The 13,543-nt window shown below is 36.9% G+C and carries 9 protein-coding genes; all 9 read left to right on the forward strand.

The features are described from left to right. The first annotated feature begins 286 nt into the window (after nucleotides 1-286). The 9 genes from nhaD (at nucleotide 287) to VYJ22_RS00875 (ending at nucleotide 13,524) form a co-directional block, all read left to right on the forward strand. Nucleotides 287-1,600: a sodium:proton antiporter NhaD gene (gene nhaD, locus VYJ22_RS00835; RefSeq protein WP_407989106.1), complete on the forward strand. Its 1,314-nt coding sequence runs from the start codon at nucleotides 287-289 to the stop codon at nucleotides 1,598-1,600. Nucleotides 1,601-2,159: 559 nt separating this feature from the next. Continuing rightward, nucleotides 2,160-2,639, forward strand: a complete 480-nt coding sequence (locus tag VYJ22_RS00840) for an HU family DNA-binding protein (protein ID WP_329904468.1) — start codon at nucleotides 2,160-2,162, stop codon at nucleotides 2,637-2,639. Between the two features lie 1,036 nt (nucleotides 2,640-3,675). After that, on the forward strand, nucleotides 3,676-5,340 hold the full coding sequence (locus tag VYJ22_RS00845) for a thiol-activated cytolysin family protein (protein ID WP_329904469.1): 1,665 nt from the start codon (nucleotides 3,676-3,678) through the stop codon (nucleotides 5,338-5,340). Nucleotides 5,341-5,644: 304 nt separating this feature from the next. Beyond that, nucleotides 5,645-6,730, forward strand: coding sequence for an IS5 family transposase (locus VYJ22_RS00850; RefSeq protein WP_329903044.1), 1,086 nt, complete (start codon nucleotides 5,645-5,647; stop codon nucleotides 6,728-6,730). A gap of 848 nt (nucleotides 6,731-7,578) precedes the next feature. After that, nucleotides 7,579-8,391 (forward strand): helix-turn-helix domain-containing protein, encoded by an 813-nt coding sequence (locus tag VYJ22_RS00855; protein ID WP_329904470.1) that lies wholly within the window; start codon nucleotides 7,579-7,581, stop codon nucleotides 8,389-8,391. Between the two features lie 252 nt (nucleotides 8,392-8,643). After that, nucleotides 8,644-10,149 (forward strand): Mfa1 family fimbria major subunit, encoded by a 1,506-nt coding sequence (locus tag VYJ22_RS00860; RefSeq protein ID WP_329904472.1) that lies wholly within the window; start codon nucleotides 8,644-8,646, stop codon nucleotides 10,147-10,149. A 125-nt stretch (nucleotides 10,150-10,274) separates the two neighbouring features. Then, nucleotides 10,275-11,237, forward strand: coding sequence for a FimB/Mfa2 family fimbrial subunit (locus VYJ22_RS00865; RefSeq protein ID WP_329904473.1), 963 nt, complete (start codon nucleotides 10,275-10,277; stop codon nucleotides 11,235-11,237). An 11-nt stretch (nucleotides 11,238-11,248) separates the two neighbouring features. Continuing rightward, nucleotides 11,249-12,454, forward strand: a complete 1,206-nt coding sequence (locus VYJ22_RS00870) for a hypothetical protein (protein WP_329904474.1) — start codon at nucleotides 11,249-11,251, stop codon at nucleotides 12,452-12,454. After that, nucleotides 12,454-13,524 carry a hypothetical protein gene (locus VYJ22_RS00875; protein ID WP_329904476.1) on the forward strand — a complete coding sequence of 357 codons (1,071 nt, stop codon included), beginning with the start codon at nucleotides 12,454-12,456 and terminating at the stop codon, nucleotides 13,522-13,524. Before VYJ22_RS00870 ends, VYJ22_RS00875 begins: the two co-directional genes overlap by 1 nt. Nucleotides 13,525-13,543: the final 19 nt, after the last annotated feature.

Genomic DNA, 13,543 nt, shown 5'->3' on the forward strand with positions numbered 1-13,543 from the left:
AGCCTCCGACAAAGAACAAATGAACTGTGAAATGCAACAGCATAAGATTGAATTTATGAGTATAAAGAGCTGTATTGAGGTCTTGTTTTTTTATTTGTGAAAACTTACATGTCTAAGATAAAAATACCAAGAAAAAATACTCCGGAACATCTCTTGTTTTTGTAAATATCACTGTTCCTTATCAAAAAACTATTTAGTACTTTTACCCCTTAAATTCATTTATTTTTCATTAAGCATGATTTCTTTGACTCTCTTGATGGTTATCCTATTTGTTCTAGGATATTTGATGATCGCTTTCGAACATCCCCTCGGCATCAACAAAGCAGCCACATCTCTGCTCATGGGCTGTTTTTTATGGATTTTGTATTTGTATGCTGCTCCCGATCTTGTCCATACAGGACAGAGTGCCCAAGAAGCTAAAAATTATGTAATAGACTTCCAGATTATAGAGAGTCTGGGCGATATCAGCGAGACTCTACTCTTCCTCATAGGCGCCATGACCATTGTGCACATCATCGATGTTCACGGAGGATTTAGTTATATAGCCGAGGTAATACACACGCGTAACAAACGCAAGCTCCTTTGGATCACAGCATGGATCACATTCTTCCTCTCAGCGTTACTGGACAATCTCACTACCACTATCGTCATGGTGATACTCATGAGAGGGCTGGTGGGCGAAAAAAAACTCCGATGGCTTTACGGTTCTTTCATTGTGCTTGCCGCCAATGCCGGTGGAGCATGGAGTCCTATTGGGGACGTTACCACTATCATGCTATGGATCAAAGGCAATATCACGGCCCAAGGCGTAATACCGCAGCTCATACTACCCAGTATCATGTCACTACTGGTACCGCTGATCATTTGCACTCTGTACCTTCATGGAGAAGTAGAGCCACTGGAAGAAACTCCGAATCAAAAGTTAACTCCTGAAGCCAAGTTACAGGCACGACTTACACACCGGGACAAGCTCAGCATACTCCTTTTGGGAGTGATGTTCCTGTTATTAGTGCCCGTATTCAAGGCTGTGACGGGGATGCCTCCTTTCGCAGGTATTATTTTGGGTTTGGGACTGCTATGGATGTACACCGATATTTTTTACAAGAAACGGCGCAAACTCGATGACAATATCAAGCAACCGGTAAGTAAAGTACTCCAAAAAGTGGATGTAAGCACCCTGATGTTTTTCTTCGGCATCCTGTTGGCCGTAGATGCGCTCAGATATGCCGGTATACTCACTACAATGAGCGAATGGCTCGACATGCACTCACCTAATATTTATATGCTCGATGGCCTTATCGGAGCAGTTTCCTCTGTTGTAGACAATGTACCCCTGGTGGCCGCTTCTATCGGGATGTATCCCGTAGACACCACCACTGCAACTTCTATATATTCCATAGACGGAAGCTTCTGGACACTCCTTGCATATTGCGCCGGGGTTGGTGGTAGCATGCTTATTATAGGATCTGCTGCCGGCGTGGTGCTTATGGGACTCGAGCATATAAGCTTCGGGTGGTACTTCAAGCGCATAACACCGCTTGCTATAGTAGGTTACCTCAGTGGTATGCTTTTCTTCTATTTGCAGGAGTTGGTATTCTAAAAAGAAAGACTTGACAGGGGGTTAGATTGACACTTATCGTGCCTCAGTGTAATGTGGTACACAAGTGATAAACAAATTACCGGTATCCCCCCACTTTATGCTACCTGCTCTTCCCCGGAGTTGTTTACAACTCCTCTGCTAACATGGCATTATTTTACGTCAGATATAAAAGATCCGCAAACGGAATATGATTATTCCCGTTTGCGGATTTTTCTATAATGCAAAAGATGGCCAAATCAATCTTTGAGAATGACCTCGTCAATCTTTGAAGTTGACCTCACCAATCTTTGAAGTTGATAAAACTAAAGTTTGAATGCAAGGACACCGTAAAAGGAGCCAACAAAACTCTAACCTCTTTGATGAAACACTACTAATATGAGTGTCAAATACGCCATTAAAAACAAGGAGAGGGACAAAAATGATAGCCTTATAAATTATATCAAATTCACATCTGCTTTAACATTATTTAACAGCACTATCTTGGAATCGCTCCGTTGTGTAGCTATCTTTGTTTCGGATATATATTGTCCGTTTTTATTAATTTTTTATACTTATTTTTATGATTCAATTTAAACCGAGGCAATCTAAGATTGCCACCAAGGACGGGAAACGTCTATGGTACCCTAATGCCATTTCCAGTGGCGAGATTATCACAACAAAACGTATTGCCAATGACATTGCAGCCCGAAGCGGAGCTTCGGTAGGAGACGTTATAGGTATACTTATGGACTTGGGCCCTATCATGCGCAATCATCTGAGTGATGGGCGCAGAGTTATTCTAAACGGTGTAGGCTCATTTCGGATTTCTGCCAATGCACGTGGCAAAGGTGTAGAGAGTAAGGAGAAAGTAACTGCCAATCAGTTCAGCTCCGTAAAAGTGATATTTTTCCCGGAAAAATCTATCAATAGACATTTAGGTGTAGAAGAAAACAGCCTTATCTCTTCGGAATTGCGCTTCACACCGGCCGTAGAGAAATTAAAGAAAGACAAACCAGGAGGCGGAGGATCCGTTCCCGGCAATGGAGGCTCGGGGCTTTAGCCTAATTTATGTGTATACAGGGTGGAACTTTTGTTTCACCCTGTTTTTTCGTATTGCAACTCCATATTTTTATATTTCATGAGAATAATAGCATGAAGATGAGAAATAATTATCATATATATTTCAGCGAATAGATATCATATAAGGAAATCAAAAATCATCAGATTAAAACATTGATATTGAACAAATTTGAAGATCACCCCCCCAATATCAAATGCTCTTTAGTGAGTTTCAAATTATTAATACAAGGAAAACATAACAGAAAAAAATAAAAAAATGCCTTTAATTCTTGCAAGTATAAAAATTATGATTTATATTTAGAAAACCAAAAGCTTAAATATTAAACCTTGGTGTGGGATTCAAAACTAACCAAATATACTCACACCCTTTTAGAATCTTACATATTGTTGAATAAAAGAGTTATTCTACAAAATTATTAACTAAATACCTTTTTTAATTTTCAAACAGATCTACCGCTACAATAAAAGTTCTTTATCATTTTTATAAAGATAAGAGAAAGGTCCCCTACTAAAGCTTTCAAAACTTTGACCTAGTATGACATTACATAATGGGGTGTAATGGAAGAAAAATCAAACTTGTCAAGAAGCAAGAAATTATTTTGAATTTATTTATAAAGTGCTATTAACCATTTTTCGATGGTTCTGGAAATGCTTTTCGTATCATATAGCATGCAAAACGAAAAGAATTTTCAAAGAAGTGAAGAAGGACAGAAAACAGCATAAAAGATATAGACAAATACAAAACTTATAAAACTCTAAACTGCTTCTTAATTAAAGCTTTTATAACCTCTTTATATCTGTTGTGCAATATATAAATTGCACATAGCAAGAATTATAAACATCAAATTATTAACACGCTATAACTTTATTACATGCATAGATAATTATTATAAAGTATACCAAAACCAAACCTATATTTTGTAATAAAAAGCAAGATTCATTTTACCAATTAAGAGTATGCAATCTTGTTTTTAAGGCAAATTAACCGAGTTTATAACACAAAAAAATTAATAGTTATGAAAGTCTACAAATCTAAATTAGCTGTATCTACGCTAATACTATTATCAATCGTAGGTTGTAATGCAAATGATACATTGACAACCGATGTTCAGAATGACGAAATCAATTCTAAGAAAGAGATGTATGACGGACAGCCTACAGAAGTAGTATCCCAAAGTACATATTCTTCACTTCCTTCATTTTTGAGTGGCTCGGATAATACAGACTCACCCTGCAAAGACGTAGAGACTGTTCAGAGTAAAATATATCAGGATTTTTCAAAATTTGACAGAGGCACTAACTTGATGTGGCCGGGTAACCTTGTCCAAGGTGAATCCATTCGAACAGGAGAATTAGCTTCTATACCGGTAGACGGAGCAGGAAGAAATTCAATAGAAGTCAAAGTAGATGCCTTCTCTCTAAATGCAACAAAACCGACAAGCTACGTTATCCCGGACCCAACTCCGGGAAAAGTGCAAGATGCATTGGGAAAAGCCTTGGATAGTTATTACAGCTCTGAGACTAGGTTTCCTGCTAATTACACTATAGATATTCAACGGGCATTTAACAGCAAACAACTACAGCTGGCATTAAATGTAGGGTTCTCTGGTTTTGGGAAACTGAATGTGGGGGCGAGCTTGGGCATTGACTTCAAGCAAAGCAAGACTTATTATGCAGTAACGCTGAAGCAGAAGTTTTTTACAGTATCTGTTTCTCCCAAGGCGGGTTTAAAAGGTGATAATGGTTGGATAAAATCTAATTATCCGGACAAAGATATCAGCGCATATATCTCTGAACACAATCCTCCTGTTTACGTCTCTACTGTAACTTATGGTAGGTTATATGCATTGGTATATGAGTCTGACGAAAACTCTTTGGATTTGGAACAAGCCCTTAACTTTGCTTATAAAAATCCGACAACATCAGTTACTGTGGATCAGAAACTAAAGTATAGCAATACTTTAAGGAATTCCAAAGTTTATGTAAAACAATTAGGAGGTAACGCCACTGACGGTTTATTATCTTCTTTCTCAAGCCAAACCGGGGATTTTGAAAAAGTAAGAGAGTTTGTAATCAAAGGAGCTGAAGTTTCAAAATCTAATCCGGGTTACCCTATTGAGTATACTGCGGCAAACATCAAAAACAACAAACCTGTTACCGTAAAGTATGAAGAGAAATTTAAGCATACGGAATGTAGGAATATTCCCTATACAGCCAATAGCGAGTCCGATGCAAAAAGAGAAGTCAATAAATTAAAAGCGGAGTATGGTACAGGCAACTGTGCAAAGATTATTATTAATAATAAAACAGATCAAAATATAAGCTTAGCAAGCGAAACTGTTTGGTGTGGAAGTACATTCTACAGTAGTGTACCTACGATAATTGCATCCGGAAAATCCGGATATGCTTTAGCTATACACAAACAGGGAGTTGCTTTAGGTACATTCAATCAATTATCCTATAAGCTAGGGGAGCAAATAGTAAGTTTTGGAACTTATGCTCCTTGGAATCAGTTCCGCACAAACAATGTGCTTGTTGACTTTAAGCAGATCACAGAACAAGAGCTTTATAACAATAGTACGAGACCTGCTAATGAGAAGAATAAAAATAATATAATAATAAAAGGTAAAATAGATCTTGGCGATAGTCCGTTAGTTGTATTTAACGTACAGAAAAGTTAGAATTTGAACCCTTCTTATTAAATTTGTCACAAATATTGCACTTATAAGTTGAGTCTGTAACTTTAGAATCGGGGGAGGAGGTGTCAAAACTCTATTGCCCCTAAAATCAACTATCATTTGTAAAGAGCAACCGCTATCAAAGAGCTAAAAACTCAATGATAGCGGTTGTTTTATTTGATTAAGATGATGGAAACTATCAATATTAGAGACCTTTGCATGGTAATTTGGCGAAAAATAGTATCGTAAAAGCTTGTATGTTAGCCATATATTTAGTATATTGTAGTATAAAATTCAGTAGTTTATTATGGCAAACAAGCAAAAAAACACACAAGAAGAGGATGTAACCTTTGGAGACATTCTTTATCAGAGACGATATCGTAAGGTTCAAAATGAATTTTTGAATCAAATTGACCAATTGATTGATTGGCGCCCCATCCGTACGTTGATCAATAAGAAATATACGAAGAGACAGAATGCAGTTGGGGCACCTGCCTATGACGTGATACTTCTTTTTAAGATGTTGCTTTTGGAAACGTGGTACAATCTCAGCGACGTTGCCTTGGAGGAGCGTGTAAATGATTCCATTTCTTTTTCTCGCTTTTTAGGATTGAAGCTGGAAGAGGTTTCACCGGATCACAGCACGGTGAGTCGGTTTCGTACCTCCTTGACAGAGCTTAATCTAATGGATCCACTCTTAAAGATGTTTAACAAGCAATTATCCAAGCATCATATTTCAGTAAGAGAAGGCGTATTAGTGGATGCAAGTATTGTAGATACCCCCCACAAGCCTAATGGCTGTATCACGATTGAGGTGGCCGAGGATCGTGAAGATACACGTAGCGAGGAAGCTAAGAAGGCGGAGGCGGATTATCAGAAAACCGTGGTTCGTCAGCGCAAAGGAACCGATGAAGAAGGCAGATGGGTGTACAAGCATGGATACCGGTATGGATACAAGAAACATGTGATGACGAATGTTCAAGGGATAGTTCAAAAGGTGATTACCACTCCTGCCAATCGTAGTGATACGAAGGAGTTCATCCCACTATTGGAAGGAGAGGAAATTCCCAAAGAGACACCTGTTCTTGCGGACAAAGGCTACGCCTCGCGGGAGAATAGAGCATACTTACAAAGTCATGGATTACGAGATGGGATAATGCACAAGTCTCATCGAAATAGACCGTTAACGGATATGCAGAAAGCCTTTAATAAATCTATAAGCCCTATACGAAGCACTATCGAGCGTACCTTTGGAAGCATCTGTAGGTGGTTCCATGGAGGGCGATGTCGTTACCGAGGGTTAGCAAAAGCACACACTCAGAACGTTATCGAAAGCATCGCCTTTAACCTTTATCGGACTCCGGGGATAATTGTGTCCCATTGTGTCGGATAGTGTGAGAAAGCCCTCTTCGGAGCCCCTCTTTGGAGCTCCGAAGGGGGAAGGGGGGCATGTTCCGATAAATATTTCCGGGATTTCGATCAGTTTTCACCCCAGTCTACCCATCCTTTTTTACCCTTTACATTTTTCAAAGGTCTCTATTAGACTGTTGCAAAAGTCAACAGTCTTGTGGATTTTGGAGGCAAAGCCGACAAAATACACTTTGACCGGGCAGAGAGGGTAAAGTGCAAGGCGCTAGGAGTGAGTGTACAGGGAGTTTACTTCCGGTAAATGACCAAGCGCGAATCTCGCAAGCAACGAAGCAATTTGCCTGCTATTCAACAGTCTCAATATGAAATAAGTCTTCCTCTTTAGGGCAATCGCATCAAATTTAGGCCGTTAAGGCATTTTATTGATAATCAAACCCTAATCTTCGGGCAAAAGCCCTCGCAATGACGGTGAGCGATAAACGTACTACTGCCAAAGTAACCACGACCCCACCCGTCATTGCGAGCCGAAGGCGAAGCAACCCGGAAAAAATTGAAATATTTGTATCCCCTTATCTATCATAGAAAAATCGGGAGTATGACATTTTTTGACAAAAAATTTATCAAAAATCATCCTCAAAGAGAATATTTATTATATTTACAGCACTTGCAGTAAAGAATCAAACGGTGATTAGCTGAGATAAAAGATTGGTAATAAATTGGATCATATTAGCATAGGCCACTCTTGATATCTTTATAGTTATCTCTCTCCTTTTTCTATTTACCATGAATATACTTGTATTATATCCCGAGATTAGATTATTGCTTTTTTGATTCATCCCATTATCGGTTCGACTTGCTCTAAAATTTAGCAGGATGTTACTTGAATTTTATAAAAAATTGAAGGGTGAGTCTTTACGCATCTTAAAAGACTATAATCATGTGATTTTATTTGTCAACAAAGGCAAGATCCTTTGTAAGAGTCCTCTGCTTGATGATTACGTCATGGAGCAAAATCAAACAGTACTTATTCCGATCAACACGGAGTTGTCTTTATACATATTAGAAGACGCGGATATGATACTGTTTTCATTTTCAGAGATGCCGGATATACGTACAGCTGAGTTTGTTAGTTCTCTGAAAAAATATATTTCCACAGACCTTATGATAGGAAATCATCCACCATTCGTGATGGATATGAAAAGGGAATTCGAAGAGTTGTTCGATTTTCTAAAATATATAAGCGAGTCCAAGTGGAAAGCAGATCAGTATATCCATTCACTATTGTTCACAGGCCTTATGTTTATCTATGAGACTGAGCATTCACGCAAAGAAAACGCACTATTCTTTTCACCTCTTATAACAACTAAGCATTTCTTTAAAAATCAAGTTCTAGCAAATCAATTCAAAGCCAAAAGTGCTAAAGATCTTGCTGTAATGTGCAATATGCCCTATCATACATTTTGCAGACTATTTCTGCTAGAGTTTAGATCTTCGCCCTATAAGTGGATGCTTCAGGAAAGAAAAAAGAGACTTAGAAGTCTTCTTGAATCAACCGATATGTCTATGCTTGAGATCGCTGAAGAGTTACATTTTTGTTCTATAGCTCATTTGTCTAAGTTTTGCACTAAATATTTTGGAGAGTCACCATCGTCTATTAGGAAAAACAAACGAAACCCCATTGTTTAATTTGTAAAAAAAATAGTTTGTAAAGTATAAGTTTTTTGCTTGTATGCGTATCTAATTTTACCCCCATAAACATAGTGAGTTATTTCAGTTATTTTTTTTAAGATTCTTTATTGCAAGTAATGAGTTTTAAATATTTGATTAATTAATACTGTAGGCTTTCATTTTTTCATCTAAAAACACATCTGGGTAAGCAGTTATACCCTTATGTATTTCCCTTACAACAAACCGAATTCAATAATAAAATCATAAAAAATGACAAAAATCAAAATTGCATTGTACTTACTTAGTGCAATGATTGTTGTTTCGTGTAATAAAGAAACTTCCGATCTTAATAATCTTGAAAAAGGAGAAGGCAAAGGGAATACTTTTGCCGGCATGACTATCTCTTTTAATAAGTCAGCTTTGAAAGCTGCAGATACGGGCCAAGAAGAGGATGAAGGCACAGAGGCTGAAAAAAAAATTACAACGATCAATCTTCTTTCAAGTGTAAAGGATCAGTCATGGACTCTGGGCAATGCTGATGAAGATGGTAAATTTTGGTTGTCTACAGATGTTTATAAAGTAGCTCCATGGCTCACTCAATCTGGTGTGCAGACAATGGGATTGATGCTAAATGGGGTTGTTGGATCTTTTGCTGGATTGTCAGCTAATACGGCGGCAAATTACATTTATGGAGGTTCTGATGGTCAAGCTGAGCAGGAGCTTAAAACTTTGGCTAATAATGAGGCTCAATCATTTGTTATGACTTCAAAAGTTGCTTCTGAAAATATAATTTCAGGAAAGGCTAAAGATGTAGTTAAAAACGGATCTGGCAAATCAGATAATGTATTTCCTTTTGATGCAGAACGTGTTGTTGTAAAGGGAATTGTAAAAAAAGATGCAAGTCTCATTCAGGATACAAAAGATGGAAAAGGTACATTGGACTTGACTACATTGAAATACGCTCCAGTAAATAGTGCTACAAAGACTTATCTTTTTACTAATAATGCGGGAGACCGTCAGATGACAACTCAAAAATATGGTGATTTTAAATCAGCTATTCATAGCTCAACAGTTGCATCGACAGCCAATGACGCCAAAACCCAAGGTTTAATCCGCTTAGGGAATATTGGAGATGCAGCAAAAACAGGACTATATACAGCACGAAAAGTTGATGAGAACGCAGCTACATCAAAATCAGATGGATTTTATTTCTTTGAAAATTCAGTTTCAGACTTATCTTCTGTAAAAGTTCAAGGCTTTTATCGCTTGGCTTATGCCAAAGTGTATGTAAAGTACACACCCAAGAAAGTGCTTGTATTAGAAGGTGATAAACTCGTTGAAAAGGATGCATCTTCAGCAGGGTTAGTTGATGGTACATTCTACAAAGGACAAACTGATGGACTTATTTATGGAAGTAAAGAGGCTGCTAAGCAGAGTGTAATTGCAAAAGATCAAAAAGTCTATGTATATACAAAAGGAATGTGCGGTTACCGAGTTTTGTGGAATCGTATATCAACAGATGCCGGCAAAACTGTCATAAATGCAGATGTTCGTCGTAATAACGTTTACTTATTGACTATTAAAGAAATCTTGGGTCTTGGCATGCCTTGGGATTCTTCAGACCCTGAGGATCCCAATTTACCTAAAGATAACACTAACGATGATTCAACGGTAATCCCAGACAATCCTAATATCGAAAAGCAAGACACTTATATGCGTGTTGAGGCTAAAGTGCTCAAATGGAATGTAATTAAACGTGACGTAACTCTTGAGTAATATTTTGGTAAAAGCAGACTCTCTATTATATTAAATTTTGACCATTTAGATTTGAGTAGGATTATCCTACTCAAATCTTTGGTTATTTCGATTGCAAAGAATCATTTTGTAAATCTCAATAAATCATGAAGCGTTTTTTTTCAGTTCTGGGTTCGTTCTTTTTGCTATTAATTATAGCAACTGGATGTTCTTGGATTAAAGATGATTTATCTTCTTGTCCACAGACTTTACAGTTATACTTCTATAACGAAACTCCATGTGATGGTAAAATACGCCATCCGGAACGTCTTGGTCAAATGAATAAAATCGCATTGAGCCTTTTTGATCAAAAAGGGCGACTTGTTTTGCGTTATGATGCTTTTAATGTAGTTCATGGAGATAATCCTTATGCCCAGATCTCAACACCTCCTCAAGGTAAATACACTTTAGTGTGTTGGGGAGTTTCTAATGCTTCTTTTTATTCAATAGAAAATATCATAGATGGTTCGTTGATCGATCAAATGTATTGGACTTTGAACCCCGAATACAATCCATCTACAGTTCGTTTATCAGAACTTTACTATGGTAGAATTGATAATTTAGAGATAAAAGATCATACCGATCTAGGCTCTATTATTGACACTCTTCATATCAATATGAGGCAATTTACCAATGAGCTAAATCTGAAGGTAAAGGGGCTTGATGACTTAAATCATTATACCGCCACCATCACAGATGATAATGCTGCTTATAACTTCTTAGGAGGATCTATAAAGCGAAATATTGTTTATAAACAATATTTAAATAAAACAGATAGGGAAGAGTATAGATCTGCTATGTTTTCACTGTTGAAGCTAGATCGGGAGTCTCGCCATCCTCAACTTGTTATTACTGAAGATAAATCAGGAAAAATATTGTACAAGCAAAGTGTGATGACAATTATTGATGCTGTGGCTCTATATGGAAATGCAGAGCCAATTAATTTTGAGTGTGAGCATGTTTTTGACTTATCGTTGGATCTTGAAAAAAAGTCTGATGGGACATATATGCTTATTGGAATTAAAGTCAATGGATGGAATGTCGTAGTGCGAGATGTAATACTTGGTTAAACGTAAAAATAATGTTGTATCAAAAATCTAATTCATCTTTATTTTTCAATGTTGTATTTACAACTTTGTTCATCTTTCTTTTTCTATCAAGTTGTAAAAAAGATCGTGAGATTGATTTTCATGATAAAGCTTTAGTTCGCATCCAAACAAGCTTGTCCCTGCCTGAATTAAGAGCCTCCCAAACAGGTGCTGTAAATGGTGATAATCCACAGGCTCCCACAGAAGAGGATGGCTCAGGTAATGAGCGCTATATCGGGCGTGTTCGTGTTTTGGTTTTTAATGGAGAGAATATTGTAAAAAATATAGTATACAGAATTCCTGGAGCAGGATTGGAGGGAAATGAGAAATTTTTTGCTTATAAAAACAATGACGTTTCCATTATTCAAATGGATATGGAGCTTCCTTCTGGAGATTATGAATTTATTCTTATTGCCAATGAAGACCCTACCGGCTTTGCTCCATTAAACCTTGATCGGGTAACGACCAAAAGACAGCTGATCGATGGTGATACGGGAAATGGTATTAATACTGCTAGTATTCAAAATGATATTTTAAGAGAGCTAATACTCAACGAAAGAGTTACGAATAAAAAACTCGGTTTAATGATGATTGGGCGACAATATTTTAGGGTAGCTCCGGGAGGAACGCCATCGTCCCCTACAATTCTTAATCCTGTTATTTGGCTTAAACGTACAGTTTCTAAAGTGGAGTTAACACTTAAAAATACTCAGGCAAACGGTACAATTTATCCTAACACGCAATACATGACTTTTAAGCGTGCTGAATTAATTAAAGGAAATGAAGTTTATAATTTAATTGAAGAAAATCAAACGCCTGTAACACATGAAGAATATTTGACTACTGGTGGAGCATATCCAAATTCATATAATCAAGATATCTCACATACGCAGGGTTCGATTTTCAATGCGACACAAGTTTTATCCGCTTTTATTGTTGAGCGTAAGAATGTAATAGAATCAGCAGCTACTATTCTGAAAATTGTTGTTGATAATGATGGAACGGAAAGAGTATTTATACTGCCTTTATATCAAATGTCAAACGGAATTAAAGATTATAATATTTATAGAAACTCGATATATCGTATCAATGGAACACTCATTGGTTCAGAAATAAAATTTGAAACTTCTGTTTTAGTATCTGCTTGGAGTATGGCAGATCCGATTAATATAACTATCAATGAAGGAGATTTAAAATAATGAAAAGATTTCAGGATAATATTATATTTACCGGCCTTATTGTTTTATCTGTTGTTTGTATTTTTATTATCGCTTCATGCATTAAACAGATACCTTTTAATAAAGTTGAGGACGTTAATTCGGGAGACATTCCCATTCCGGTAAGAGTATTTCGTACGCAAGGTAATACTCCAAGCATTAATACTGATGTTGATAAAGAGGATGAGGTTAAATCCTTGCAGGTGGTTACGGATAATCCATTCACAGATAAGTCATATTATACTACTGAAGTTCAGTCTTCGTCTGCCAAGATATCAATAAATCCTTATGTTGGGACACGTTCTGTAGTATTTATAGCTAATTTACCTCAAAATACAACTTATAGTTTGAGCTCTTTAAATGTAGATAAAGTTCCTACATTGGAGAATATTCGACCTCCTTTTGTAATGACTCAACGTCATTCCTTTTTAGCATTAGTAAAGAATGCTGGTGCAGGATTTCATCTTGAGGATCAGATCCCAAATATTTCTCCCACTACTCTTGATGGAATTGTTTTAGAAAGAGTTATATCTCGGCTTGATCTCAAAATTTCATCTCCCAGTCCTTTAACATCCGCTGCTCAGCAAATAAGAGTTGACAAAATAGAGGTACTAAATATTCCTAAATATATAGAACTGACAGCAGGTTCTGTAGGAACAACAGATTATCTTACAGATTCAGAGATATCTTCAGCATCTGAAAGTATAAAAAAGAATTTTATTCGCTCTCTTGAGACTATTTCTTATCCAAATGCTGGGGATAATTGGGAATATACTTTTGATAGAATCTATTTACCTCAAAATAAAGCAGCAAATCAAGATACGGAGACTAAAATCAAGATAACTATGAGCAAAGCAAATGCCCCAGCAGAGAAGAAAACATACCTATTATCCGTATGTGAAAGATTAAGCACCGGCGCTTGGCGTGTGGGGCGTAATAGGTATTATAAAATAAATATTACTGTTAATGGATGGGAATATCTTGATCTTAGTATTTCTTATTTGACTCAACCTTGGGATAATAAGGCTATATCCTTACCTCCTTTTGACTAATCTCATTACAACCCCTTGT

It is taken from the genome of Porphyromonas pogonae (assembly GCF_036320655.1).
In the GTDB taxonomy this organism is placed as follows: Bacteria; Bacteroidota; Bacteroidia; order Bacteroidales; family Porphyromonadaceae; genus Porphyromonas; species Porphyromonas pogonae.